Source organism: Reyranella sp. GW821-FHT12G01 (genome assembly GCF_058806575.1).
Map to the genome: position 1 here is coordinate 242238 of NZ_JBXAPV010000002.1, position 26182 is coordinate 268419.

At 65.3% G+C, this 26182-nt stretch carries 21 protein-coding genes; 13 read left to right on the top strand and 8 right to left on the bottom strand.

What is annotated here, in order from left to right:
- Positions 1 to 49: 49 nt before the first annotated feature.
- Complete coding sequence (locus tag AC1RP5_RS20660) at positions 50 to 1027, top strand: glycosyltransferase family protein (protein ID WP_493113815.1); 978 nt, start codon at positions 50 to 52, stop codon at positions 1025 to 1027.
- Here the strand turns inward: AC1RP5_RS20660 and AC1RP5_RS20665 are convergent.
- The 3 genes from AC1RP5_RS20665 to AC1RP5_RS20675 form a co-directional block, all read right to left on the bottom strand.
- Complete coding sequence (locus tag AC1RP5_RS20665; protein ID WP_493113816.1) at positions 1021 to 1950, bottom strand: NAD-dependent epimerase/dehydratase family protein; 930 nt, start codon at positions 1948 to 1950, stop codon at positions 1021 to 1023. The genes AC1RP5_RS20660 and AC1RP5_RS20665 overlap by 7 nt on opposite strands.
- A gap of 57 nt (positions 1951 to 2007) precedes the next feature.
- Positions 2008 to 3228: an NAD-dependent epimerase/dehydratase family protein gene (locus AC1RP5_RS20670; protein WP_493113817.1), complete on the bottom strand. Its 1221-nt coding sequence runs from the start codon at positions 3226 to 3228 to the stop codon at positions 2008 to 2010.
- A 175-nt stretch (positions 3229 to 3403) separates the two neighbouring features.
- Positions 3404 to 4606 carry a polysaccharide biosynthesis/export family protein gene (locus AC1RP5_RS20675; protein ID WP_493113818.1) on the bottom strand — a complete coding sequence of 401 codons (1203 nt, stop codon included), beginning with the start codon at positions 4604 to 4606 and terminating at the stop codon, positions 3404 to 3406.
- 311 nt (positions 4607 to 4917) lie between these two features.
- On the opposite strand from AC1RP5_RS20675, the gene AC1RP5_RS20680 reads away from it, so the two are divergent.
- Positions 4918 to 5562 carry a hypothetical protein gene (locus AC1RP5_RS20680; RefSeq protein ID WP_493113819.1) on the top strand — a complete coding sequence of 215 codons (645 nt, stop codon included), beginning with the start codon at positions 4918 to 4920 and terminating at the stop codon, positions 5560 to 5562.
- A 2-nt stretch (positions 5563 to 5564) separates the two neighbouring features.
- A complete protein-coding gene (locus AC1RP5_RS20685) occupies positions 5565 to 7406 on the top strand; it encodes a glycosyltransferase family 2 protein (protein WP_493113820.1) in 1842 nt (613 codons plus the stop codon).
- 4 nt (positions 7407 to 7410) lie between these two features.
- Here the strand turns inward: AC1RP5_RS20685 and AC1RP5_RS20690 are convergent, their stop codons facing one another.
- The 4 genes from AC1RP5_RS20690 to AC1RP5_RS20705 form a co-directional block, all read right to left on the bottom strand.
- On the bottom strand, positions 7411 to 10545 hold the full coding sequence (locus AC1RP5_RS20690) for a glycosyltransferase (protein ID WP_493113822.1): 3135 nt from the start codon (positions 10543 to 10545) through the stop codon (positions 7411 to 7413).
- Between the two features lie 118 nt (positions 10546 to 10663).
- Positions 10664 to 11032, bottom strand: coding sequence for a YciI family protein (locus AC1RP5_RS20695; protein ID WP_493113823.1), 369 nt, complete (start codon positions 11030 to 11032; stop codon positions 10664 to 10666).
- 97 nt (positions 11033 to 11129) lie between these two features.
- Positions 11130 to 11648, bottom strand: coding sequence for a DUF4269 domain-containing protein (locus AC1RP5_RS20700; RefSeq protein ID WP_493113825.1), 519 nt, complete (start codon positions 11646 to 11648; stop codon positions 11130 to 11132).
- Positions 11648 to 13273 carry an ABC-F family ATP-binding cassette domain-containing protein gene (locus AC1RP5_RS20705; RefSeq protein ID WP_493113826.1) on the bottom strand — a complete coding sequence of 542 codons (1626 nt, stop codon included), beginning with the start codon at positions 13271 to 13273 and terminating at the stop codon, positions 11648 to 11650. The genes AC1RP5_RS20700 and AC1RP5_RS20705 overlap by 1 nt, the downstream gene beginning before the upstream one ends.
- A 166-nt stretch (positions 13274 to 13439) precedes the next feature.
- Here AC1RP5_RS20705 and AC1RP5_RS20710 point away from each other — a divergent pair, with 166 nt between their 5' ends.
- The 10 genes from AC1RP5_RS20710 (at position 13440) to AC1RP5_RS20755 (ending at position 25159) form a co-directional block, all read left to right on the top strand.
- Positions 13440 to 14117, top strand: a complete 678-nt coding sequence (locus tag AC1RP5_RS20710) for a type 1 glutamine amidotransferase domain-containing protein (RefSeq protein WP_493113827.1) — start codon at positions 13440 to 13442, stop codon at positions 14115 to 14117.
- 204 nt (positions 14118 to 14321) lie between these two features.
- Positions 14322 to 14852 carry a HupE/UreJ family protein gene (locus AC1RP5_RS20715; protein WP_493113829.1) on the top strand — a complete coding sequence of 177 codons (531 nt, stop codon included), beginning with the start codon at positions 14322 to 14324 and terminating at the stop codon, positions 14850 to 14852.
- Positions 14853 to 14874: 22 nt separating this feature from the next.
- Complete coding sequence (locus AC1RP5_RS20720) at positions 14875 to 15426, top strand: DUF2753 family protein (RefSeq protein WP_493113830.1); 552 nt, start codon at positions 14875 to 14877, stop codon at positions 15424 to 15426.
- A gap of 17 nt (positions 15427 to 15443) precedes the next feature.
- The gene (gene sodN / locus AC1RP5_RS20725; RefSeq protein WP_493113832.1) at positions 15444 to 15941 is read left to right on the top strand and encodes a superoxide dismutase, Ni; all 498 of its coding nucleotides are present in this window, start codon (positions 15444 to 15446) and stop codon (positions 15939 to 15941) included.
- Positions 15942 to 15981: 40 nt separating this feature from the next.
- Entirely contained in the window at positions 15982 to 16278 is a 297-nt protein-coding gene (locus tag AC1RP5_RS20730) for a S24/S26 family peptidase (protein ID WP_493113833.1), read from the top strand.
- A gap of 152 nt (positions 16279 to 16430) precedes the next feature.
- Complete coding sequence (locus AC1RP5_RS20735) at positions 16431 to 18653, top strand: NADP-dependent isocitrate dehydrogenase (protein ID WP_493113835.1); 2223 nt, start codon at positions 16431 to 16433, stop codon at positions 18651 to 18653.
- A gap of 116 nt (positions 18654 to 18769) precedes the next feature.
- Positions 18770 to 20011: a glycosyltransferase gene (locus AC1RP5_RS20740; protein ID WP_493113837.1), complete on the top strand. Its 1242-nt coding sequence runs from the start codon at positions 18770 to 18772 to the stop codon at positions 20009 to 20011.
- A 237-nt stretch (positions 20012 to 20248) separates the two neighbouring features.
- On the top strand, positions 20249 to 23074 hold the full coding sequence (locus AC1RP5_RS20745; protein WP_493113839.1) for a beta strand repeat-containing protein: 2826 nt from the start codon (positions 20249 to 20251) through the stop codon (positions 23072 to 23074).
- A 159-nt stretch (positions 23075 to 23233) separates the two neighbouring features.
- On the top strand, positions 23234 to 24247 hold the full coding sequence (locus AC1RP5_RS20750) for an aldo/keto reductase (RefSeq protein WP_493113841.1): 1014 nt from the start codon (positions 23234 to 23236) through the stop codon (positions 24245 to 24247).
- Between the two features lie 24 nt (positions 24248 to 24271).
- Positions 24272 to 25159 carry a glycine betaine ABC transporter substrate-binding protein gene (locus AC1RP5_RS20755; RefSeq protein WP_493113843.1) on the top strand — a complete coding sequence of 296 codons (888 nt, stop codon included), beginning with the start codon at positions 24272 to 24274 and terminating at the stop codon, positions 25157 to 25159.
- On the opposite strand, the gene AC1RP5_RS20760 is transcribed toward AC1RP5_RS20755, so the two are convergent.
- Positions 25132 to 26085, bottom strand: a complete 954-nt coding sequence (locus tag AC1RP5_RS20760; RefSeq protein WP_493113845.1) for a LysR family transcriptional regulator — start codon at positions 26083 to 26085, stop codon at positions 25132 to 25134. The two genes, AC1RP5_RS20755 and AC1RP5_RS20760, sit on opposite strands and share 28 nt — an antisense overlap.
- Between the last annotated feature and the right edge of the window lie 97 nt (positions 26086 to 26182).

Consider the following 26182-nt stretch of genomic DNA (forward strand, 5'->3'; position numbering starts at 1 on the left):
GTCGCGCAAGCGGGTTCACTCAAGCGTATATCGAGGTCAGGGCGGGCTCGTGCCGAAAGTATCCTTTGCGCCGATCTGGTATCCCGCCGAGCAGTACGCCACGTCGCGCCTGCGCGCGAAGTACGTGGTCGAACTGCTCGCTGGCGATCCGACGTGGCATGTCGACCTGGAATACGACGCGGCCGCCGACATTGCCGTCATCGTCCAACTGTGCAGCGATCACACGCTGGAATGCATCACCGACAATCCGGACCAGATCGTCATCTACGACATCTGCGATCGTTTCTTTGCGACCGACAACGTCTTCAAGACCGACGAAGGAGCGATCCACGCGCGCAGCCGCTGCCTCGAGGTGATCGACCGCGCCAAGGTCCTGATTGCGCCGACCCGGCAACTGCAGGCCGAGATCTCCCGGCTCTTCCCGAAGAAGCCCTGCTTCTTCATCCCGGAGCCCGTCGACTACGGCGCCTCTCCCCATCCCGCGACCGCCACGGGATCGCGCCGCCTTCTCTGGTTCGGCCACATAACGCGAGGGAACTTCGACAGCGCGCGCTGGATCATCGACTATGTGAGATCGCACTACGACTATCAGCCGGTCCTCGTGACCACGCCCCGGCCGATGGCGCGCAAGTATCCCGACTACGCTCCCTTCTGCATCCCCTGGTCGGTCGAGACGATGCAGCGCGAGCTGGCGACGGCCGAGCTCTGCATCGTCTCCCACGCCGCCGAGGAGCCGAGCAAAAGCGCCAACCGCTTCATCACGGCGATGATGCATGGCGTGCCGACCCTGGTCAGCAATTCGCCCTCCTGTTCGGAGATCCTGGATGCGACGGGCTACGGAATGTTCTCGGTCGACAACCCACTCGCCCTTGGGAAAGCCATGACCAGGCTTTCGGATCCGGAATACCGCCGCAAATATGTGAGCGACGTGCAACAGGAGATGTGGCGGCGTCATTCGCCCGAGGCCGTGCGAAGCGCCTATATCGAGCTCTTCGAAAAAGTCCTGCCCGGCAACGACAACTACTGATCGAGGAACCAGCGCCACGTCCGCGGCAGGCCGGCGTCGAGCGAGACCTTGGGCTGGTAGCCGAACGCGCGAGCCGCCTTGTCGATGTTGCTGTAAGTCCGCACGACCTCGCCGGTTCGCCAGGGCGCGTAACGGATCTCGAACGGCCATTCCGGGCCGACCACGGCACGCATGCCATCGAGCAGGCTCGTGATGGTCGTCGGCTTGCCCGACCCCAGATGGAACACACCCGTCGCCGAGGCATCGAGTGCCTGCAGGATGCCGTCGCACAGATCCTCTACGAAGACGAAGTCGCGCGCCTGGCTGCCGTCGCCATAGACCGTGATCGGCTGGCCCGCGAGGATCTGGCGGAAGAAATGCGCGACCGCACTACCCTTGCGCCGCGAGTAAGGGCCATAGACGTTGGTGAAACGCAGCGCCGTCGTGCGAAAGCCGTAAGAGCTCGCAAAGGCGTGGGCATACCCCTCCATCGCGAGCTTGGAGGCGCCATAGGGCGACAGCGGTTCGGGCACCATCCCTTCATGGATGGGCGCGGTCTCGCTGCCGAACAGCGCGCCGCCGGTCGAGGCCATCGCGACATGAGGCACGCCCAGGTCGCGGGCGGCCATCAGCACGTTGAGCGTGCCCCGCACGTTGATCTCGAAATCGCCCACCGGATCCTCGATGGATTCCAGCACCCGCGTATGGCCTGCAAGATGGATGATCGCGTCGCAGCCTTTGGCGGCGCGAAGCACGGCCTCGAAATCGCGCACGTCGCCCTTCTCGTAGGCGAAGGCGTTCGATGGCAATTCGCCGGGCGAGCCCATGGTTTCATTGTCGAGCACGACCAGGTTCGCGGCCCTGCCCGACGCCGCGAGGCGCCGGATGAGGTTCGAACCGACAAAACCACAGCCGCCCGTGATGAGAATCTTTTGCGCCGTCACAGCGATCCGCCGCCCTTATTCAGAAGAAGAGTCGAAGGCAGCCCGGAGGCCAATCGCCTATTCGGCGACGAGCTTGCCCGAGGCTGCCGAGGCGATCTGAGCGCGTTCCTGTGTCCAATATGAGACGCAGGGAATCTTCGAGAAGTCGCAGCGGTCGCGATAGCGCCGCGCCACGTTCGAGACCTCCTCGAGCAGGCCCTGCTCCAGGGTCGTCGACGCCACGCCCAGGGCGCGGAACTGCGGATTGGCGACCTGCAGGTCGTTCTCTTCCAGCTCCGTGCGGGGATTGACGACATTGACGATCGGGCTGCCCGTCATGCCGTGAACCAGCTTGGCGAGATCGCGGATGCGATGGGTCTCGGTCATCTGGTTGAGGATGCGGACCTTGTCGCCCTTCTTCGGCGGCGATTCGATGGCGCGCCGGATGCAGTTCACGGTGTCGCGGATGTGGATGAAGGCGCGCGTCTGGCCGCCCGTGCCGTTCACCGTCAGCGGCACGCCCACGGCCGCCTGCATCAGGAACCGGTTCAGCACCGTGCCGTAGTCGCCGTCATAGTCGAAACGATTGATCAGGCGCTCGTCGAGTTCGGTCTCGGGGGTCTGCGTGCCCCACACGATGCCCTGGTGCAGGTCGGTGATCCGCAGCTTGTCGTTCTTGGCGTAGAACTGGAACAGCAGCGCATCCTGCGTCTTGGTCATGTGATAGATGCTGCCGGGATCGGCCGGATACAGGATCTCGCGATCCAGGTAGCTGCCGTCTTCCTGCGGGATCTTCACGTTGAAGTAGCCTTCGGGGATGACCGATCCCATCGCGCCATAGCCATAGACGCCCATGGTGCCGAGATGGACGCAGTGGATCGACGGATCGGCCTCGACGATGGCCGCGAGGATGCTGTTGGTGGCGTTCAGGTTGTTGTTGACGGTGTAGATCCGGTGCTGCGCCGACTTCATCGAGTAAGGCGCGGCCCGCTGCTCGGCGAAGTGAACGCAGGCGACCGGCTTGTGCGTTGTGAACACTTCTTTGATGGCCTGGAAATCGGTCGCGGCGTCGAGCTGGTGGAAGGCAATCCGGTGGCCGGAAATCTTGTGCCAGGCGTCCAGCCGCTCCGCCAGCGTGCGGATCGGCGTCAGCGACTCGGCGCCGAGTTCGGCCTCGATACGCCGGCGGGACAGATTGTCGATGATAACGACGTCATAGCCTGCACTGCTGAGGTGCAAACTCGTCGGCCAGCCGCAAAAGCCGTCGCCGCCGAAAACGATCACGACGCCTTTTTTCATCGCCTCCCGCACCCCGATACAGGGCGAACCCCGCCCCTCATTTGCTTACAACGCCCCGCACAGTGGAGCAATGGCACGCTCACTGCAGCCTGCAGTCAGACACACGAGTGTGACCGACCTGAGGCATCATTCATGCCAGCCGAAATTTGGCCAACAACCGCCTGTTGATCCGCCGCTAGAAGTTCGAGCTTCTGGTCACGTCGTAGTAGGCGCCGGTGATCGACCGCAGGACCTGCATCATCTTCAGGAACTGAACCGAATCAGCCGTCGTCACGAGGACGACATCCTTGTCGCGAAGCTGGACCTGCTGGGCGAAGAAGTAGCCGTCGGCCTGGGTGAGATCGATCCGGTAGATGATCGGCGCGTCGGCACCGCTGTCGAGGCCGCCCACGCGATTCTTCACGTAGGACGCATCGACGGCCTGCCTGTCCGCCGTCAGCAGGGTCTTGGCGAAATTGCCGGGCTCGTACCGGAAGAGATAGACGCCGGCGAGATTGCTCGTGGCGTCGATGCCGCCGCCGGCCCGCGAGATGGCTTCGGCCAGCGTCACCGACTCTGTCTCGAACGGATACTGGTTGACCTTCTGGGTCTGGCCCATGACGAGGAACGTCTTGGGATTGCGCACGAGCACAACGTTGTCGTTCGGCTGCGCCACGACATTATCCGCCGGATTGGCCATGACTTGCTGCAGCGGAACCGACACGACCTGCTGTCCGCGCATCAGACGAAGGTCTGTCTGGACCGCCGGGAACTTCGGTCCCCCGCCCCAGGCGACAACGTCGAGCAACCGCTCGCCGCGCAGGGTGAGCGGCATGAGGCCGGCCTTGTTCACTTCGCCGCCGACCGAAACCGTGTTGGCCGTGTTGGCGGCGAGCGAGACGACGACCTGCGGGCGCACCGTCTGCGAGGCCAGACCGTCCTGGATCATCGCGGCGGCCTGCGAGGGCGTCTTGCCCGCGACATGCACACGACCGACGTAAGGCACCATGATCTTGCCGTCGGCTTCGACGAGCTGAAGCGGCAGCGTCGACGACTGCGGCGCCGGCAGTCCGGGCGTGCCCGTCATCAGCGGCGGCACCGTTCCCTGGAACAGCGTCGAGCCTGCAGTTTCGTAGACAGTGATTCCGATCGTATCGCCCGGCTTCAACGCCACACTCGGCGTATACTTGGCCACGCGGAAAGCCTGTGGGAAAGTCGGGCCCTTGTATTGGGCCAGCGCCTTGGTGACCAACGACGTCACCTTGACGACATAGACTTCCCAGTTCTCATCCTGTGTACGAATGAGCTGCGCCGATGTCGGCGCTGCAGACGGCAAGCTGCTGCAGCTGACGGCGGAGAGACTGAGCAGGCAGCCGAAGACCCGCAGCGTCGACGCCATTTTTCTCTTCAGCCGGCCAGCGATCCCATTCCCGATCGAAGCAGTGTGGAGAAGCTCGTTGTCCTGTCCGACATTCATTCCAGCGCGCTGATACGGCAAAAAATTCAAGAGAGTCATAGGAGTAGACACTTTCTCGATACCGAAATCAGAACTGCAATCGAAGAACGCGGAGCGCGATTTTCTCTGGCAACAATGGGTATCCGCGAAGCCAACACGGGTCAATCCGTCAGCGGTGGGCAACCGATCGGACATCGCATCGCCGGATTGCACCAGATAGGTCCACCTCCGATAATGGATTCTTGATTTCCACATTGGCCAAGCTCCTCGACACGACGAATCTCCTTCGATGGGGCGCATCCGCGAAGCGGACCACGATCGTGGGCTGCATCGACGGTGAACGCCGCGGCATGATTCGCGGATGGGCCATGGACCTGGCCGCGCCAACCTCGCGCCTCGTCGTGTATGTCGAGAACGAAGCCGGCGAAGCGATCTCCAAGGTCCTCGCGGATCGCTATCGCGCCGACGTACAGAAGGCAGGCCACGGCGACGGTCACTACGGCTTCGCCATGTCGGCATCAGGTCTCGCCGCCATCGACAGGATGCGTTTCTTCTGCGGCGAAGCCCGCACCGAGTTGCCACGACCCAGGCCCACCTCGACGACTTCCCCTCACAAGATCTTCGAACGCGCCGACTACGTTCTGTATCTCGACCATGAGCCGGTCGGTCCTTCCCTCACCGGCTGGGCCATCCATCGGCGTCATCCCGATGAACGGCGACGCCTTCGCTTGCGTGCCGGCCAACAGATCCTCAGCCAGCAGACAGCCACGCTCTTCCGTCCCGACTGTGTCGAACGGGGCAGCGATGGCTTCCATGGCTTCTCCCTCCCGCTGCCGACGAACACCGGCCCCCTGTTCGTCGATGATCTGGCGGGCGGGCTGGAATTCCGGATCGCCTGATCGTGGGTCTGCGCATCGCTCTCGTCGACGCCTGTCCATTGGACGGATGGAAAGGTCCGGTCGGCCTCTTCGACGGCGCTGCACGCGCGCTCGCAGCTTTGGGTCACGATGTCCGGTCGATCGACGATTCGGCGATCGCCAATCTCTCGCAGGACACGCCCCTGCTCACGGGATTCAATCGAGCGGTTGCCGTCCGTCCCATGACCGACAGCCATCGACTGGCTCATGAACTGTCACGACATCCGCCCGATCTGTTGATCGCACCGCTGCGCGGCGGCATCGCCCAGGCGGTCTTGATGGCGAGGGCCTGCGGCGAGGCATTCGCGGACACTCGTGTCGTGCTCTGGGGCAATCGAGCGAGCCGCGACGCGTTCCTGGCCGGCGATGCGATGGCCTCCGATATCAGTCCACTGATCGCCGATGCGATGGAACGACAGTGCGTCACCCTCGCCGATGCCTTGATCCTGTCCGACCCGAAGACAGCGGCGCCCTCGTTTCCCGGACTGGACCTACGCATCCCTCTCTTGCGCTGTCCTCGCGTCGCAGGCGCCGCGAGCGCTCGCGCCCGAACACAAATTCATGAGATCGTGTTCATGGGCGCCTTTCAGCGCTCCACTGGAGCCGGCGAATTCATCGAAGCGATCGAACAGCTCGCTCGTGCGGGTCGGCTCGGCGACAGGACGGTGACCTTTCTGGGACCTGTCAGCGAATCGGCACATGGCCTCAGCAAGGAATGGCTCGGCCAGAAGGCCACCGCCTGGCCGTTCCCCTTCCGGGTCGTCAACGAGACCGAAAAAGCAAAAGCGCTGCACTATGCCAGTGAGCCGGGACGATTGGTCGTTGGCCTCTCTCCGGACTCCGACGAACTCAACGCGCTTCGCGCCTGCAATCCCCATCATGTGGCGCTCGTAGCGCGACCGATGAGCGATCTGCGCCTCGTATCCCAACTCGTCGATGCCATCACGGCCGCACTCGAGCATGGCCCCACGGCCGAGCGTCGCGAAGAAATCGATTGGGCGACTCTTCTCGAAGACGTGACGCGTCTCGACTCGCCTCCTCGCCCCAAGGGAACGGACAAGGTCACGGTCTGCGTCCTGCACTACAATCGTCTCGGTTTCCTGCGCCAGGCGCTGGCGTCCATTCCCCGCACGATCGACGGTCAGGATGTCGAAGTGCTGGTGATCGACAATGCCAGCCCGATCGCCGAGGTCGAGCGCGCCATTCGGGAAACCTCGGGCGATCGCCCCGGCCTGCGCGTCCTTGCCTTGACCGAACCGCTGCCGCAGACCGCGGCCTACAATCGGGGCCTCACGGACGCACGCTCGGACATCGTCGTGTTCCTCGACGACGACAACCTGTTCTTGCCCGACGGCCTGCAGCGCCTCGCTCGCGCGGCCTCGACAGGCACGCACGATATCGTCGTCACGTCGCTGGATGTCTTCGACGACGGCGAAGGCGATCCTTCGTCGATCGCCAGCGCCGGCCGCCTGCTCTTCCTCGGCACTGCCCATTCGGCCGGCCTGTTCTTCAATGCGTTCGGCGACACCGCCATGGCCGTGCGACGCGACTCGTTCCTGGCGTTCGGCGGCTTCCACGAACTGGGCTACGATTATCCGAGCCTCGACTGGGTCACTCTCGCCAAGGCCCAGGGCGCCGGGCTGCGCATTGGCGCCCTTCAATGGCCCACCGTCCGCTATCGCCGCAACACAACGCGCGCCGACATGCAGTCGATCAAGTTGGACGAGGCCGGTGCGCGGGCGCTGGTCTTCGAGGCGTGCGGCGATTCCATCGACGCCCGGTTGGTCGCCCGCTACGCCCAGAAGACCGAACTGTCGGATCTCTGAAGCGCTATTTCAGCGCCGTCAGTTTGCTGCCTTCCAGGCGCAGGCGGCCGTGCTTCAGCAGGACACCCGCATCGGCCACGACGACATCCACCCGATGCGGCGCGCCATCGCGCAGCTGCCGCGGCACCGACATGGCAAAGCCGTAGGCACCCGTGCCGATATAGGCCGCGCGCAGATCGTCGCGAACGGCATTGGCGGTTGCACGTCCCAGGAACTTGCCATCGACGAAGGCTGCGACGTCGACCGAGTTCTCCGGATGCGCGGGCTGCCAGACCCAGCCGCGGATAGTCGAATCCACCAGGTCGCAATAGCCGTCGTAGCCGTTCGTCTCGAGGGCCCGCGGATCGGCCGACACCGAGAGCTCGCCGAGCGTCAGGTCCGTTCCCTTGACGCGAAGGATGACGTCGGTCGACCGCCAGTCTCCACGGAAGCCCCGCGGCCCGCGCCAGATCGGCAAGGCGAAGCCATGGCCCCTCATCCCGACTCGCGCCGGCAGGATCGCCGTCGATCCGATGTTCGCCGGGACCACGCGCGTGCGGCCTTCGCCGAAGTCACCCTCGACCTCGACCGTCCTGTCGGGCCGGTCCTCGTCCCGGACCCAGCCGTAGATGACGCCCTTGTGCACGCCGAAGAGACGCCCGACATAACGCTTGCCGTCGGCTTCCGAGTGCCAGTGGATGGCGAGATTGCGCACCGCCGACTGCGACGTCGCCGGCTTCTCGTCCGCCACCGGCTGATCGTTGACCAGATGAACGAGACTGCGCCCCTGCGCGATGTCGCGCGACGCGACGAACTGCGCGCGGCGGTCGGCCTTCGCCTTCCTGCTTTGTCTGCCTCCGGTGAGCTTGGGCGCCAGGACCGCCAGCAGCCGCACCAGCTTGCGGGCGGTCCCGGGTTCCTTGGGCGGCCGCGCCGGCTGTGGCGCGGAACCGCTCAGCCTGCCGCGCCGGCCGAGGTTCTTCTGCAGGCCCTTGGCCATGATCAAGAGCTCGCGAAGCGCCAGCGGCGCTGCCGCAAGCTGGGGACGCGACGACCTGTATTCCGATACCGAGCGATCGTAGCCACGCGCGCGCAACCGCTCGTCGCTCCAGCCCTCGACGAGGCCGAGTTCCCGGATCACGGTCTGGCATTGGACTCCCGCCAGTTGCGCCTTGGCGACGAACTCGTGATCGTGCCCCAGGACGCGGTAATCGTGGGAGAAGCCGCCAAGCTTCAGGAAAGCCTCCCGCCGCATGAACAGCGGAAGCGGCGTCACATCGGTGTTGAAGAAGGCCTGTGCGACGTCCCCCAGGACGGCGGCGTTGAGGGTGGAGCGGCTGGGCTCCATGTCGTCATAAACGACACGGAAGAAGTAGGTCAGCAGATCAGCTTTGCAGCCGGCTGCCACGTTGGCGAGAGTCGTGAGCGCCGCGGGCGTGAGCGTCGAGCCCGACCACAAGAACAGCACGAAGTCGCCCGTGCTGTCGCCCGCCAGCCGGTTGAAAGCGAGGCCAGCATCGAAGTCGAAGGTCGCGACGATGGTCGCGGACAGGCCGACCTCGCCAGCTTGCGCGCGCGCTCGCTCCACCGCGTCCTTGTCGTCGGTGTCGATGGCAATCAAGACGTCGAAGGCCAGGTGGTCCTGCGCCTTTAGCGACGCCAGCGTGGCGCCGAGCTTGTCGTCGGACTCAGGATGATAAATGCACACCGAGATCTTCGTCGGCGCATCCGGCTTGGGCGGCGACGGTGGCAGCAGATCGGTCAGCAGCCCGCGTCCCAGATCGTCGTGGAAGCGCCGCCACTCAGCGAGGATCTCCTCGTTGTCGAAGCTCGGCGCGGCGACATAGGCGCCGATGTCGAGTGCCTCGACGATCTTGTCTGCGAGCGGGATCGGATGAGCGGCGCACAGCACGTGAGGATGGTCGGCGGCATCGACCAGCTCCGGCGTTCCGCCCGAATCCGAGGCGATGAACGGCACCTTGCAGAGGACGGCTTCATAGACGGCCAGCGACGAGTTCTCGATCATCGACGGCATCACCGCCAGCCGGTTGCCGCCCAGCAGATATTCGACGGCCTCGTATTGCTGGAAGTCGGACAGGATCTCGACCTTGGTCGGCCAGCTCGCGCTTTCCGATTTTATGTAGCCGACGACATCCTCGCCCCGGTGCTCCAGCACGGGCGCGCCGGGCTTGCCCATGAAGGATATGACCGGCGGCAGTTTCACGCCCTGCCGGATCAGGCGCTTGATCGCCTGGATGAAGATCAGCAGGCCTTTGCGCGATTCCAGCCGCCCGAAGAAGACGATCTCGTCGACCGGATGCCGGCTGCCCCGCTCCCAGTCGCGGCTTCTCGCCAGGCCCGCGAGATGGTCGAAGGTGGCGACGTTGGGTTGCACGAAAGTCCGGTCGCGGGGCACGTCGTAGCCCTGGCTGTGCATCCAGCGCAGCAAGTGAAGGCTGCCGCCGATCACCATGTCGGCCAGCTCGACGCATCGCCGCTCGGCATGGACCTTCGCGAGATCGTCCAGCCGCTGGAAGGGTTGCAGCCCGTACAGCCTGTTCCACAGCCACGGCGACGACGTCTTCACGATGAAGAGCGTGTCCTGGAAGGCCAGTCCCTGCCGCTTGGCCAGAAGGCTGAAATATCCGGCGGCACGCCACTCGGAGGAATGCACGACGTCCATCGGATGGTCCGAGAGATACCGGAACATGTTGTAGGACGCGTGCGCCCAGCGATCGCCGCCCGCGGGATAACGATCGAGCCGGGCGTAGTTCGGCACCGGCACGAACCGGACCTGCTTCAGGGCGTAGAAATCCGACCAGTGCTCGATCGTCTCGTTCTCGACCTCGTGGCCCTTGAGATAGAGAATCGTGACGTCGTGACCGAGCGTCGCGAGCAACTCCGCCAGAGCGGCATAGGTCGTGCCGATGCCACCGTTACGCACCGGTCCGACGATATCCTCGGTGGCGATGCAGATGCGAAGCCGGCGCGTCTCGCCGTCGAAGCGGCGAAGGCTGTTCAGCCCCGGATAGGTGACCGACCAAGCCTCGGGTGAACGCGGCACCAGATCGTCGAGCGTGCCCAGCGCGGAGGAGTGGCACAGGATATCCTCGATGGCGGCGCTCGCCAGCTTCGTACCCTCGATCTCCTTGCCAGACATCCCATCCCCTTGCCGGCATGCGCGCCAGCTTGCCGCCCACTATAATAGCGATTGCGGCGACTCTGCAGCGCACCCTCTACGCCCTGTGGGGCGTCAAGGGAACGACCGGCTCCAGGGCTCAGGCGAAATCGGCCATCTCGTAGAGCGGCCGGATCTCGATCTCGCTCGGGCCTTTCATGGGGTTCGGGCAGCGCTTCACCCAGGCCACCGCCTCGTCCATGTCCTTGACCTCCCAGAGCCAGAAACCCGCGATCTGCTCGCGAGCCGGCGAAAACGGCCCGTCGACCACCGTGCGACCAGGACCGTCGAAGGCGATCCGCTTGCCCTCGGACGTCGGCTTGAGCCCGTCGCCATCGCGCAGGATGCCGGCTTTCACGAGTTCGTCATTGAACTTACCCATGGCTTCCATCATCGCCGCCGTCTCGGGCGTCGGGAAAAACCCCTTCTCGCTGTCCTCGGTCGCCTTCACGATCACCATCACGCGCATCGTCAGTCTCCTGTTCGAGCCGGCCTCGCCGGCTTGTGATGGAACGACGAACGAGGCTGCTCGGAACCGACAGGTCCTCGCGAATATTCCGTGCCGGCTAAAAACCTGCCGCGATCAACAATTCGTTCAATTCGGCGTCCGGTGCCTGCGAAAGGCGGTAAAGCGCGGCATACGGATCCCCGCCAAGTCCAAGTGCCGCAGCGAAGGCCGGCTCGGTCCTGGCGCCGGCGCGTCGCAAATCCACGACACGCTCGCGCAGCGCAACGCCCGCCAGTCCCAGCAGCCGCTGTTCGGCAACGAAATGCCGCCAGCCCTCCTGCAGGTCGACCTCGACCGGACTGGCGAATATTTCGACGGGCCAGTCGTCGAGATTGAATGTCGCGACGAGCGGTCGCCCTCCCGAAATCCACCGTCGCAAGCTCAGCGCGGAAAGCCGGTCGCGCGATTGCCACAGCCGATCGGCGACGTCGTTGGGCTCCGGCGCGTGACATAGCAGATCGATGTCGCTGCCTGCGACCGAGACGCCGAGCGGCAGCGTGCCCGCGATCCGTGGATCGAAGCCGGCCAGGAGATCGAGGACGCCGCTGTCGGTCAGGACCTCCCGCCAGGCCGGCATCACCCCGGATGGAGCCCGGGCGCTTCCCGACCCGTCCGCGCCACGTATTCGGTGTAGCCGCCGCCATACTGATGAACGCCCTCGGGCGTCACTTCGAGGACCCGGTTCGAGAGCGCCGCCAGGAAGTGGCGATCGTGGCTCACGAACAGCATGGTCCCTTCGAAGTCCGCCAGCGCGGCGACCAGCATCTCCTTGGTCGCCATGTCGAGATGGTTGGTCGGCTCGTCGAGCACCAGGAAGTTCGGCGGATCGAACAGCATCTTGGCCATCACCAGACGCGCCTTCTCGCCGCCGGACAGGACGCGGCAGGGCTTCTCGACATCGTCGCCGGAGAAGCCGAAGCAGCCGGCCAGCGACTTCAGCGCGCCCGTGCCCGCCTGCGGGAACGACCCGTCCAGCGATTCGAACACCGTATCGTCGCCGTCCAGCAGATCCATGGAATGCTGCGCGAAGTAGCCCATCTTGACGCTGGCGCCGACGTTCACGGCGCCCTGATCCGGCTCGGTCTCGCCCGCCACCAGTTTCAGCAAGGTGGATTTACCCGCGCCGTTCGCGCCCAGCACGCACCAGCGCTCCTGGCGACGCAGCCGGAAATCGAGCCCCTCATAGATCGGCTGGGCGCCATAGCCCTTGTGCACGTTCTTGAAGCTCACGACGTCCTCGCCCGAGCGCGGTGGGGTGCGGAACTCGAACATCACGGACTGGCGACGCCGCGGCGGCTCCACCTTCTCGATCTTGTCGAGCTTCTTCACCCGGCTCTGCACCTGGGCGGCGTGGCTCGCGCGCGCCTTGAAGCGCTCGATGAATTTCATCTCCTTGGCGAGCATCGCCTGCTGGCGCTCGAACTGGGCCTGGCGTTGCTTTTCGCCCAGCGCGCGCTGCTGCTCGTAGAAATCGAAGTTGCCCGAATAGGTGATCAGCGTACCGCCGTCGATCTCGATGATCTTGCCGACGATGCGGTTCATGAACTCGCGATCGTGCGAGGTCATCAGCAGCGCACCGTCGTACTTCTTGAGGAAGTCTTCCAGCCAGATCAGGCTTTCGAGATCGAGATGGTTGGAGGGCTCGTCGAGCAGCATGCCGTCGGGACGCATCAGCAGGATGCGGGCAAGCGCGACCCTCATCTTCCAGCCGCCCGAGAGGAGACCGACATCGCCGTCCATCCGCTCCTGGCTGAAGCTGAGACCCGCCAGCACCTCGCGCGCCCGCGCGTCGAGCGCATAGCCGTCGAGCTCCTCGAAACGTCCCTGCACCTCGCCGTAGCGTTCGACGAGCGCGTCCATCTTGTCGGCCTGCTCCGGGTCGGCCATGGCCGCCTCGAGCTGGGCGATCTCGATCGCCAGCGCGCTCACCGGGCCGACACCGTCCATCACCGCGGCGACGGCGCTCATGCCCGACATTTCACCGACGTCCTGGCTGAAATAGCCGATGGTCATGCCGGGATCGATCGTCACCTGGCCGTCATCTGGCTGCTCCTGCCCCGAAATCATGCGGAAAAGCGTCGTCTTGCCGGCGCCATTGGGACCGACGAGCCCCGCCTTCTCGCCCTTCTGGATGCCCATGGAGGCATCGATGAACAGGATCTGGTGGCCGTTCTGCTTGCTGATGTTGTCGAGGCGAATCATGGCGCACGTGCTGGCGGGAAAGCCCGGGCAACGCAAGCAACAGGCCGATGACAATATTGCGGCTGATTGTCTCCCCGTTCCCGACCGACGGCCGCGATTTACCTAACTTATCCTCCGGGATGCCGGCTCCGATGGTAAACAAGCCAAGCCCTCCAAGGAGAAAACGATGACCCAGCACGTCCTCTTCATCGTCACCAACGCTGCCGTGATCGGCCCGCACAATCGCAAGACCGGCTTCTTCTTCGCCGAGGTCGCCCATCCCTTCGAGGTGCTCGACAAGGCAGGCATTGCGATCGAGTTCGCCTCGCCGGCCGGCGGATGGACGCCCTATGACGCCTACGACGAGAAGGATCCCGCCCAGAAGGAATTCTTCGAGAGCAAGGCGTTCCGCCGTCTCAATCGGAGCCGCAAGCTGTCCGAAGTGGACGCCGCGGACTACGACGCCATCCTGATTCCCGGCGGCCTCGGCCCGATGGTCGACATCGCGCGCAATGGCGAAGTGCAGAAGGCCGTCGTGCGCGCCTGGAGCACCAACAAGATCGTGAGCGCCGTCTGTCACGGGCCGTGCTCGCTGCTCGGCGTGGACCTGGGCGACGGCACGCCGTTCGTGCGCGGCAAGAAGCTCACCTCGTTCTCGACCAAGGAAGAATTCGACTACGCCCGCGAAGACGTCCCTTATGAGCTTGAGGACGCGCTGCGGGCCGAAGGCGCCGACTACTCGTCGGTGGCCAACTGGCAGCCCCACGTCGTCGTCGATGGCCGCCTCATCACCGGCCAGAACCCCGCTTCGGCGGGACCGCTGGCGAAGGAACTGCTCGCCGCCCTCAAGCGGACCGCCGCGTAGCAAGGCTGTCGCACTTGGTTCAAAGGTCCCTCACTGCGTTCGGGATGACAATTTTGTTGAGATCGGCGCAGTGCGCCGGTGCAGAAAGCAATGTCATCCCGAACGCAGCGAGGGACCTTTGACTCTTGATTTGCCTGACCGATAAGTGCGAGTAATTATTACTCGCCAGCCATGAGCCAGCTCCACCCTCACCGGAGACGGCACATGCGCCCCAGGATCATTTTGGCTTCGGCCACCCTCGCTCTCCTGCCCTCGATGGCCTTCGCTCATCCCGGCCATGACGAGACGGCCACCTTCCTGCAGGGCCTGCTCCATCCGCTTTCCGGTGCCGATCACCTGCTGGCGATGGTCATGGTCGGCCTCTTTGCCGTGCAGCTCGGCGGCCGGGCGCTCTGGCTGCTGCCCTCGACCTTCCTCGCAGCCATGACGGTCGGAAGCCTGGCGGGCGTGTCCGGCATCACCTCGTCGGCCGCCGAGATCGGCATCGCGCTGTCGGTCGTCGGGCTCGGCGCCATTGTCGCATTCCGGATTCGCACGCCGCTGACGATCGCCGCGCCGCTGGTCGCTGCAGCCGCGCTACTCCACGGCCACGCCCATGGCGCCGAAGCGGAGGGTGCCCTTTCGCTCGCTTATGTCGGCGGCTTCCTCGCTGGGACGGCCGGTCTTCAGGGTGCCGGGATGCTCGCCGGTCTGGGCATCGGCCTTATCGCCCGCGGCAGGTTGACCACGCACTGAGGCGCCGACGGGAGCCAGTCCCATGGCCCGCTCGCCCAAGCCCGCGCTTCTCCACGCCACCCTGCCCGCCTCACCGGAGGCGGAGCCTGCCCTCCGGCGAGACGACCGGCCGTGGAAGGAACTGACGACCTCCGCCAATGCGGCCTTCGCGGCAAAGCGATGGCACGTGGCCGAGCGCCTCTACCTCGAGGCACTCGCGGAAGCGGACATGATCTTCAACGCCTGGTGCGAAGGACGGCTCGCCGGGAACGCCGATCCGGCACCGCTGCTGGTCGTCGCCACCGCCAATCTCGTCGAATGCTGGCTCGCTGCCGGAGAGACGCAAGGTGATCAGGCCGTCCGCGCCGCCGACCACCTGGTCGCGCTCCGCCGGCGCCTATGCGCAGTCATCGAGGCCAGGGAGACGAAACAGGACGTCCGCGACCAATGCTTCCGCCAGCTGCGATCGCTGGTCGCCGAACTGCTCGACAAGCTCCCGCGCGCCGGCTGGCCGCAGGCGCGCACGGAGCGCGAGGCCCTGCAGGTGAAGGACGTCGCACTTCGATACATCGCCCGAAACACCAACCAACATTGAGAGTGAAGGACCGTTCGATGATTTCCATTCAGAAGCTGCTCGACCGCGTGCCCGGCATCGAGGAAGCCCACGCCCATTGCGACATTCCCTGCCGCATCTACGACACCGCCCCGGCCCTGATCGCCGCCGTTTCGGTGGTGCGCATGATGGACATCCTCCACGAGGTTGCCGCCAAGACCGACGTCGATCCGGTGTCGAAGCAGAACACGATCGCGCGCAACGTCGCGATGAAGGAGAAGGAAGCGGAGAAGGTGAAGCAGGAGGTCCGCATCATCTGGGGCGACTACTTCAAGGCGCCGCAGATCGAGAAGTATCCGGAGATCCACGACCTCGCGCACAAGATCATGCTGGCCGGCAGCGCCTGCAAGCAGGATGTCCATCGCGCCGACGGGCTGAAGCTGGTCGACCTCGTGAACCGCTTCGCCGAGATCTACTGGGCGACCAAGGACATCAAGACCGTGCGCAAGCCCTGCCCCTATCCGCCGAACATCGAGGTCGTCTATCCCGTCCTCTGAGAGAGCTCGCCGAGGCTGGTTCGGCTGGCGCATCATCCGCGTGCGCGGCCGCAGCATGATCCCCACACTCGACGACGGCGATCATGTCCTGCTGAAACGCTACGGCCGGTTCCGCCGGCCGCGGCCCGGTGACGTGGCCTGCATCCGCCGCGGCGACGGACCGATGCTGATCAAGCGACTGGGCGCGCGCGACGGGGCCGGACGATTCGGCCTGTCCGGAGACGGCCCCGCCTCTGCTCCCGCCATAGATCTCGGCCACGCGTCCGAGAGCGAGATCGTCGGCCGCGCCCTGCTCCGCCTGTCCGGCAGTCGCCTCCGCCTGATACGCCGCCGTTAGGCGCCCCGGACTGCGCCAAAACACCCGCTTGCACGGTCGCTGAGGCGCCGCGCCGAGCGTTGCGTTTACCCGCCCGGTGGTGCAACAAGACGGGCCAAATTCAGCTATCGATCAACCCAGCCGACCCCAAAGCGGCGCACGGAGGTGCAGGTATGTCAGATCTCGAAATCGTCTGGACGAAGGTCGATGAGGCCCCCGGGCTTGCGACGTTTTCCCTGCTCCCGATCGTCCAGGCCTTCGTTGCCACGGCCGGCGTAAAGATGAAGCTGGCGGACATTTCGCTGACCGGTCGCATCATCGCCAACTTCCCCGACAAGCTGAAGCCCGGCCAGAAGATCCCCGACGAGCTCGCCGAACTCGGCAAGCTGGCGATGAAGCCGGAAGCCAACATCATCAAGCTCCCCAACATCTCCGCCTCGATCCCGCAGCTGAAGGCCGCGATCAAGGAGCTGCAGGGCAAGGGCTACGACATTCCCAACTACCCCGACACCGACGCGACGCCGGCCGACAAGGAAATCCGCGCCCGCTACGGCAAGGTGCTGGGCAGCGCCGTGAACCCGGTCCTGCGCGAGGGCAATTCCGATCGCCGCGCCGCCGGCGCCGTGAAGCAGTATGCGCGCAATCATCCGCACAAGATGGGCGCCTGGAGCAAGGACTCGAAGACGCGCGTCGCCCACATGACGGGCAACGACTTCTATGGATCTGAAGTCGCCACGACGATGGCGGCGCCGACCAACGCCCGCATCGAGCTGGTCGCCGCCGATGGCACGACCACGGTGCTGAAGCCCAAGATTCCGCTGAAGGCCGGCGAGATCATCGACTGCTCGGTGATGAGCGCCAAGGCGCTGAACGCCTTCTACGCTTCGGCGATCGAGGCGGCGAAGAAGGAAGGCATCCTGTTCTCGCTGCACGTCAAGACGACCATGATGAAGATCTCCGATCCCATCCTGTTCGGCCACTGCCTCTCGGTGTTCTTCGCTGACGTCTTCGCCAAGCACGGCGCGACGCTGAAGAAGCTGGGCGTCGATCCCGACACCGGCCTCGGCGACATGCTGGCCCGCATCGAGACCCTGCCCGAGGCCGAGAAGGCCGCGATCAAGGCCGACATCCAGGCCGAGTACGCCAAGCGCCCGGGCCTCGCGATGGTGAACTCCGACAAGGGCATCACCAACCTTCACGTTCCCAGCGACGTCATCATCGACGCCTCGATGCCGGCGATGATCCGCGAGTCGGGCAAGATGTGGGGTGCCGACGGCAAGCTGCACGACGTCATCGCCGCGATCCCCGATCGCTGCTACTCGACCTTGTTCCAGGCCGTCATCGACGACTGCAAGGCGCATGGCGCCTTCGATCCGAAGACGATGGGCTCGGTGCCGAACGTCGGCCTGATGGCCCAGCAGGCCGAGGAATACGGCAGCCACGACAAGACCTTCGAACTCGCCACGGCCGGCACCGTCCGCGTCGTCGCCGAGGACGGCAAGGTCCTGATGGAGCAGAAGGTCGAGCAAGGCGACGTCTTCCGCATGTGCCAGGTCAAGGACGAGCCGATCCGCGACTGGGTCAAGCTCGGCGTGCGCCGCTCGCGGCTCACCAACGCCCCGGCGGTGTTCTGGCTCGATGCCAAGCGCGGCCATGACGCGGAACTCATCAAGAAGGTCGAGAAGTACCTAAAGGACGAGGACACCAAGGGTCTCGACATCCGCATCCTGCCGCCGGTCGAGGCGACGAAGTTCTCGCTCGACCGCATCCGCCAGGGCCAGGACACGATCTCGGTCACCGGCAACGTGCTGCGCGACTACCTGACCGACCTGTTCCCGATCATGGAGCTGGGCACCTCGGCCAAGATGCTGTCGATCGTGCCGCTGCTGCAGGGCGGCGGTCTGTTCGAGACCGGCGCCGGCGGCTCGGCGCCCAAGCATGTCGAGCAGTTCCAGCACGAGGGTTACCTGCGCTGGGATTCGCTGGGCGAGTTCCTGGCATTGGGCGCCTCGCTGGAGCATCTGGCGCAGACGACCGGCAACGAGGACGTGAAGGTCCTGGCCGAGACGCTCGACGAGGCCAACGGCAAGATCCTCGACAACAACCGCTCCCCCGCCCGCAAGGTCGGCGAGCTCGACAACCGCGGCAGCCACTTCTACCTGGCCCTCTACTGGGCCCAGGCGCTGGCCCGCCGTGACAACAGCACGTCGCTGTCGGCCCGCTTCAAGCCGCTGGCGAAGACGCTGGAAGAGAACGAGGCCAAGATCGACGCCGAGCTGATCGCCGCGCAGGGCAAGCCGGTCGACACCGGCGGCTACTACCTGCCCGACCAAGCCAAGACCGACGCCGGCATGCGCCCGAGCAAGACGCTGAACGACGCCCTCGCCGCGCTCTAAAGACGGCGCGAGACAGGCAAAGAAGCCGCTCCGGGAAACCGGGGCGGCTTTTTTCTGACCATGTCCCAAAGATCTGCGGAGTAGCCGTGTCCGGAAAAGCCTGACAGGCTCAACTGATGGACATCCTGTTTGTTCATCAGAACTATCCCGGCCAGTTCCGGGAGATCGTTCCGAAGCTCGCCGCGACCGGCCGGCACCGCATCGCGTTCCTGACGCAGCAGAAGAAGTTGCCCCAGGCCAAGGACCACATGATCGCGGTCTACGAATCGGCTCACAAGCCGGCCAAGGATGCGTGGAAATATTCAGTGTGGTTCGAGGAATCGATCGGCAATGCGATCGGCGCCGGCGATGCCTGCAAGGTGCTGAAGCAGAACGGCTTCAAGCCCGACCTCATGATCGGGCATGCCAACTGGGGAGAGCTGCTCTATCTCAAGGAGACCTGGCCCGACTCTCCCCTGATCGGCTACTTCGAATACTATTTCATCGCCAAAGGCGGCCTGGTCGGCTTCGATCCGGAGTTTCCCGAGCCCGGCGACATCGGGCCCCGCCTGTTCGCGAACAATGCCATCAATCACCTGACCTTCGAACGCTGCGACTTCGGCCTCACCGCCACCGAGTGGCAGAAGAGCACGCACCCGCCGTCAATGCGCGACAGGCTCGCCGTGGTTCACGAGGGCGTCCGTACCGACCGCCTGATCCCCGATCACGAGAGCGATTTCACCGTCGAATTTCCCGCGACGAAGTTCGCGCGCGGCGAGGAGATCGTGACCTACGTCGCCCGCAACCTCGAGCCGGCGCGCGGCTTCCACACCTTTATGCGATCGCTGCCGCGGTTGCAGGCGCTGCGGCCGAAGGCGCGGGTTGCGATCGTCGGCGGGAACGACGTCTCTTACGGACGCAGGCTTGCCAAGGGACACACGTTTCGCGACTGGCTGACCAAGGAGCTTGGCGACTCGGTCGATTGGTCCCGCGTCGATTTCCTCGGCCAGATCCCCTACGCGAAGCTGATCAAGCTGCTGAAGCTCGCCCGCTGCCACGTCTACCTCACCGTCCCCTTCGTGCCCTCCTGGTCGCTGTTGGAAGCGATGGCGCTGGAGAAGACGATCGTGGCGAGCAACGTCGACCCGGTTCGCGAGATCATGACGGACGGCAAGACGGGATTGCTGGTCGATTTCTTCCAGCCGACGCAACTGGCGGAGCGGATTGCCGACGTCCTCGCCGACAAGTCGAACTTCCGATCGATCGGAACGGCCGCGCGTAAAAGAATCCTGGCCGACTATGATTTCCAGACACGAACGTTTCCGAAATGGTGCGCGTTCATGAACGGGTGGCTGCCGGCAAAATCCCGGCTGGAATGATCTCGTTCCCTGCCCGCGGGGAAGGTCACACATAAGTCACAGAATGGCCGCCTTCCGAACGCGCCGCAGTCTTCCGGCTGTTTCCGGTTTCAACTACATTCACGGCCTCTGCGCGATAGTACCGTACACGGAATTTACTATCTGAGGCATCGCGTTGCTGACGCTTCTGCCAACGCGATCGGACGAGGACATCACGATCTGACTTAGGGCTGGACGCGAACCACGGGGAGACGGCGCATGGCGACCATCGTTGGGACCTCGAACAACGACATCATCACCCCATCGGTCATCTCGTCCGGTGTGTCAGGCGGATTTCCGTCGACCTCTGCCGATTTCATCATCGGCGGCGATGGCAACGACACGATCAACGGCGGCGGCGGATCCGACAGTTCGTTCGGCGGCGCCGGCGACGACTATATTTTCGCCGTCCTCGGCACGCCCGAGTCGATCGACGGCGGTACCGGCAACGACACGCTCGACACCACCCCCTTCACCGGCAACTACGTCGTCAACCTCGCGACCGGCCTGACCAACTTCGCCGGTGAATCCTTCACCAACATGGAGAACCTGATCTCCGGTGCCGGCGATGACAGCCTTACCGGTACGGGGGCCGCGAACCGCATCTCCGGCGGCGAAGGCGACGACACGATCAACGGTGGCGGCGGCGCGGACACCTCGTTCGGCGGCAACGGCGACGACTACATCTTCGCCGTCCTCGGCACGCCCGAGTCGATCGACGGTGGCGCTGGCAATGACACGCTCGACACCACGCCGTTCACCGGCAATTACGTCGTCAACCTTGCGACCGGCCTGACCAACTTCGCCGGTGAATCCTTCACCAACATGGAGAACCTGATTTCCGGCAGCGGCAACGACAGCCTGACCGGCACGGCCGGCGCGAACCGCATCAGCGGCGGCGACGGCGACGACACCATCAATGGCGGCAGCGGCGCGGACACGTCCTTCGGCGGCGACGGAAACGACTACATCTTTGCCGTGCTCGGCACGCCGGAATTGATCGACGGCGGTGACGGGACCGATACGCTCGACACCACCGCCTTCACCGGCAACTACGTGGTCAACCTGGCAACCGGTCTGACCAATTTCGCGGGCGAATCCTTCATCAACATGGAGAACCTGATCGCTGGCTCCGGCAACGACACGCTCACCGGCACCGCCGGCGCGAACTCCATCAACGGTGGCACCGGCAACGACAGCATCAATGGCGGCAACGGCAATGACACCATCGATGGCGGCGGTGGCGCAGATTCGTCCTTCGGCGGCAGCGGCGACGACTACATCTTCGCCGTCCTCGGCACGCCGGAGTCGATCGACGGCGGCATCGGTAACGACACGCTCGACACCACCCGCTTCACCGGCAACTACGTCGTCAACCTGGCGACGGGCCTGACCAACTTCGCGGGCGAATCCTTCGTCAACATGGAGAACCTGATCGCGGGTTCCGGCGACGACAGCCTGACCGGCACCGCCGGCGCGAACCTCATCAACGGTGGCGACGGCAACGACACGATCAACGGCGCCGGCAAGGCCGACACCGCCTTCGGCGGCAACGGCAACGACTATATCTTTGCCGGGACCAGCACGACCGAGACGATCGACGGCGGCGCCGGCATCGACACGCTCGACACTACCTCCTTTGCCGGCAACTACACGGTCAACCTGGCCACCGGCCTGACGAGCTTCGCGGGCGAGTCCTTCATCAACATGGAGAACATTTCCTCCGGCAACGGCAACGACAGCCTGACCGGCACGGGGAGTGCGAACCGCATCAGCGGTGGCAACGGCAACGACACCATCAATGGCGGCGGCGGCGCGGATACTTCCCTCGGCGGCAACGGCAACGACTACATCTTCGCCGTGCTCGGAACGCCGGAATCGATCGATGGCGGCGCCGGCATCGACACGCTCGACACCACCGCCTTCACCGGCAACTACGTCGTCAATCTCGCGACCGGCCTGACCAATTTCGCGGGCGAGTCCTTCGTCAACATGGAGAAGCTGATCTCCGGCAGCGGCAACGACAGCCTCACCGGCACGTCCGGCGCGAACCTGATCAGCGGCGGCGACGGCAACGACACGATCAACGGTGGCGACGGCATCGACACGCTGAACGGCGGCGATGGCGACGACTACATCTTCGCCGCGGTCGGCACGCGCGAGACGATCAACGGCGGCGCCGGCGTCGATACGCTCGACACCACCGCCTTCACCGGCAACTACTCGGTGAACCTGGATACCGGCCTGACCCGGTTCTCCGGCGAATCCTTCATCAACATGGCGAACCTGATCTCCGGCATCGGCGACGACAGCCTCACCGGCACGTCGGGCGCGAACTTCATCGACGGCGGCGCCGGCGACGACACGATCGACGGCGGCGGCGGCGCGGACAGCATGGTCGGCGGGCTGGGCGACGACACCTACGTCATCGACAATGCCGGCGATGTGGCCGACGAGACCGGCGGCAACGGCATCGACACCATTTCCAGCAGCCGGACGCTCAGCCTGGTGCCCGGCACCCAGGTGCTGGGCGACGTCGAGAACCTGACCTTGACCGGCGCGTCGAACATCAACGGCACCGGCAACGCGCTGGCCAACAAGATCACCGGAAACGACGCCAACAACACGCTGACCGGCAGCGACGGTGACGACAACCTGACGGGCGGCGGCGGCACCGACAAACTGAACGGCGGCCTCGGTTCGGACCGCCTCGAGGGCGGATTGGGCGCGGACACGTTCGATTTCGACTCGGTGGCCGACAGCACCGTGGCCGCCGCGGGCCGCGACCTCGTCGCCGACTTCAGCCAGGCCGAGGGCGACCGGATCGACCTCGTCACCATAGATGCCAGCACGACCGCCGCCGGCAATCAGACCTTCACCTTCATCTCGAACGCGGCCTTCTCCGGCACCTCGGGCGAATTGCGCGCCTCCACGAGCGGCGCCAATACGCTGGTATCGGGCGACATCAACGGCGATGCCGTGGCCGATTTCAGCATCCTGGTGAAGGGCAACATCGCGTTCGTCGCCGGCGACTTCATTCTCTGACCGGACTTCTCCAACCGGGCCAGGGAGCCCCCGGCCGGTCTGTGAACGGAATTCACAGATCCTTCGACCTTCCGCTGGCTACTGCCCGGCGGAGGGAGTGCCTATTTCGTCGGGAGTGGCGCGGTCAGTCGCGCCGGTTCGACGAAACAGGAGTAAGGCGTGAAACTCACCGACATTCTTCCCAGCAAGCTCGGCTTCGGCGCCGCGCCCCTCGGCAACATGTTCCGCGCCATCCCCGAGGAAGAAGCGCAGGCCACCGTCGAAGCCGCCTGGGCCGACGGGATCCGCTATTTCGACACGGCGCCTTTCTATGGCGCGGGCCTGGCCGAGATCCGCATGGGCGCTGCACTCCGCGGCAAGCCGCGCGACCAGTATGTGATCAGCACCAAGGTCGGCCGGATCATCCTCGACGAGGTCGAGGACGTCTCGGCGCGCGACCTCGGCGAAAAGGGCGACGTCTTCAAGCACGGCCGCCCCAACAGGGTCGTGAACGACTATTCCGAGGACGCGACCTATCGCTCGATCGAGGACAGCCTGAAGCGGTTGGGTACCGATCACATCGACATCGCCTTCGTGCACGACGTCGCCCAGGACTTTTATCGCGACGAATGGCTGGGCGTGTTCGAGAGCGCGCGCAAGGGCGCCTTCCGGGCGCTCGACCGGATGCGCGACGAGGGCGTCATCAAGGCCTGGGGCCTCGGCGTTAACAAGGTCGAGCCGATCGAGCTGCTGCTCGCCCTCGAGGAGCCGCGGCCGGACGCCTTCCTGCTCGCCGGCCGCTACACGCTGCTCGACCACAGCCACGCGCTGCAACGTACCCTGCCGATGGTCGCGGAGCGTGGCCTGGGCATCGTCGTCGGCGGCCCCTACAGCTCCGGTGCGCTGGTCGGGGGGCCGAACTTCGAATATGCGCCGGCGACTCCGGCGATCCTCGCGAAGGTGGCGGCCATCAAGGCGATCGCCGATCGCCACGGCATCTCGATGAAGGCGGCCGGCCTGCAATTCTCGCTCGCCCATCCGGCGGTCGGCGCGGTCATTCCCGGCGCCAGCCAGCCCAGCCGCATCGCCGAGGACAGCGCGGCGCTGGCGGAGAAGATTCCCGCCGCCTTCTGGCGGGAGCTGCGCGACGGCGGTCTGGTCGATCCGGCCGCGCCGCTGCCCATCGCCGGCTAAAGCCCTTTCCCCCGGAGAAAAGTCATGCGCGCTTTGTCCCTCTCGCGTCGAACGGTCCTGACGGCCGGCCTCGCCACCCTCGCGGCTCCCGCTCTCGCGGAACGCAGCAACCCCGGGCCCGTGACCCTGGGCCAGGTGTCCCTCAGCTTCTACGCCGTGACTGGCGCCGTCGTGCATCAGGTGCTCGAACGGCTCGGCCACAAGGTGACGGTGCGCGAGGGCCTGCACGAGCAGATGTTCCCCCTGCTCGCCAGCGGCGAGATCGACCTGATGGCCGCCGCCTGGCTGCCGGAGGGCCATGCCGACTACTGGCGCCGCTACGGCGGCTCGGCGCGCGAGGTGGCCCGGCTCTACGAGGGCGCCCATTTCTTCTGGGGCGTGCCGGACTATGTGCCCGCCGACGCCGTCCGCACGATGGCGGACCTCGCCAAGCCTGAGATCGCCAACCGCTTCACCAAGGGCATCCAGGGCATCGGCGCCGGAGCGGCCATCTCACAGCTCACGAAGGCCGCGCTGCCGGCCTACGGGCTCGAACCGCTGGGCTACAGCTTCACGCCCGGCACGCAGGCCCAATGGATACAGGCCTATGAAGCGGCGCGGGCCGCGAACGCCTGGGTCGTGTTCCCGACCTGGGCGCCGCAATACCTCAACCGCGACGGCAAGCTCCGCCCGCTCGGCGATCCCAAGGGCATCCTGGGCGGCAAGAACCACGCGAGCCTGGTCGCCCCGGAGGCGCGCTGGCAGGCCCTGCCCGCCCGCACCCGCACCGTGCTGGCCCGCCTGTCGCTGGGCATTGACGCGGTGACCGAGATGGACTGGCAGGTGAACGCGGGCGGCAAGACACCGCGCGAAGCCGCGGCGGCGTGGATGGCGGCCAACGCGGCTCAGGTCGAGGCCTGGTTCGTCGACTGACCGGCGGCGCGGCCGCGCGAGCTGGTGGCCGCCAGAAACTTCGCCATCCGGGGCACGGCGAAGTCCAAGAACACCTTCACCCGGGCCGGCAGCAACTGGCCGCCCCGATACACCGCATGGATCTCGTCCCAGGTTTCGAGACCATGGTCGGCCAGAACCTCGACCAGCTCGCCGCGGTCGATCGCTTCGCGCAGATGATATTCGGCGACCCGCGCGATGCCGACGCCGGCGATGGCCATCCGGCGCAGGGTCTCGGCGTTGTTGGCCAGCAGCGACCCGCTCAGCATGCGCTCGACGATGCGGCCGCCCTCCCGCATCGGCCAGACCGGCTGGGAGCGGCGGAAGTTGAAGCCTAGGCAATTGTGCACGCCCAAATCCTCCGGCGTGCGCGGCGTTCCCCGTCGCTCCAGATAGGCCGGCGACGCCACGATGCAGCGCCGCGTCTCGCCGATCTTGCGCGCCATCAGGGTCGAATCCGGCAGCGAGCCGACGCGGATCGCGACATCGGTGCGGTCGAGATAGAGATCGACCATCTCGTCGGACAGCGACAGGTCGACGACGACGCCGGGATAGGCCTCCAGGAAGGAAGCGAGAACGGGCTCCAGGGCGGCCGACCCGAAGGTCACGGAGGAGCTGACGCGGATGAGCCCCTCGGGCTTGGCATTCCCCTGCGCCAGAAGCTGCTCGGTCTCGTCGATCTGGGAGACCAGCGACCGGCTGCGCTCGTAGTAGAACTGCCCCTCGCTGGTGAGCACGAGCCGCCGCGTCGACCGCTCGATCAGCCGGACCCCGATGCGAGCCTCCAGCCGCGCGATCAGCTTCGAGACCGTCGACGGCGTCATCATCATCGCCCGCGCCGCCTCGGAGAAGCTCCCCGCCTCCACGACCCGGACAAACACCAACATCTCGCCTGCGCGGTTGTCCATGGGTGCCTTTGATCTTTAGGTGACTTTGGATGATGCCGAATATTATCTGCAAGAGTGAAATTCGACAGCCGCTTGAACATCGACTTCTCTGGTTTGC

Bases quoted from the DNA above. Each gene is read 5' to 3' on its own strand.
- AC1RP5_RS20675 (WP_493113818.1), bottom strand. From the start codon at position 4,606: ATGGCGTCGACGCTGCGGGTCTTCGGCTGCCTGCTCAGTCTCTCCGCC.
- AC1RP5_RS20670 (WP_493113817.1), bottom strand. From the start codon at position 3,228: ATGAAAAAAGGCGTCGTGATCGTTTTCGGCGGCGACGGCTTTTGCGGC.
- AC1RP5_RS20695 (WP_493113823.1), bottom strand. From the start codon at position 11,032: ATGCGCGTGATGGTGATCGTGAAGGCGACCGAGGACAGCGAGAAGGGG.
- AC1RP5_RS20700 (WP_493113825.1), bottom strand. From the start codon at position 11,648: ATGCCGGCCTGGCGGGAGGTCCTGACCGACAGCGGCGTCCTCGATCTC.
- AC1RP5_RS20690 (WP_493113822.1), bottom strand. From the start codon at position 10,545: ATGTCTGGCAAGGAGATCGAGGGTACGAAGCTGGCGAGCGCCGCCATC.
- AC1RP5_RS20740 (WP_493113837.1), top strand. From the start codon at position 18,770: ATGGACATCCTGTTTGTTCATCAGAACTATCCCGGCCAGTTCCGGGAG.
- AC1RP5_RS20705 (WP_493113826.1), bottom strand. From the start codon at position 13,273: ATGATTCGCCTCGACAACATCAGCAAGCAGAACGGCCACCAGATCCTG.
- AC1RP5_RS20710 (WP_493113827.1), top strand. From the start codon at position 13,440: ATGACCCAGCACGTCCTCTTCATCGTCACCAACGCTGCCGTGATCGGC.
- sodN (WP_493113832.1), top strand. From the start codon at position 15,444: ATGATTTCCATTCAGAAGCTGCTCGACCGCGTGCCCGGCATCGAGGAA.
- AC1RP5_RS20715 (WP_493113829.1), top strand. From the start codon at position 14,322: ATGCGCCCCAGGATCATTTTGGCTTCGGCCACCCTCGCTCTCCTGCCC.
- AC1RP5_RS20735 (WP_493113835.1), top strand. From the start codon at position 16,431: ATGTCAGATCTCGAAATCGTCTGGACGAAGGTCGATGAGGCCCCCGGG.
- AC1RP5_RS20760 (WP_493113845.1), bottom strand. From the start codon at position 26,085: ATGGACAACCGCGCAGGCGAGATGTTGGTGTTTGTCCGGGTCGTGGAG.
- AC1RP5_RS20755 (WP_493113843.1), top strand. From the start codon at position 24,272: ATGCGCGCTTTGTCCCTCTCGCGTCGAACGGTCCTGACGGCCGGCCTC.
- AC1RP5_RS20745 (WP_493113839.1), top strand. From the start codon at position 20,249: ATGGCGACCATCGTTGGGACCTCGAACAACGACATCATCACCCCATCG.
- AC1RP5_RS20720 (WP_493113830.1), top strand. From the start codon at position 14,875: ATGGCCCGCTCGCCCAAGCCCGCGCTTCTCCACGCCACCCTGCCCGCC.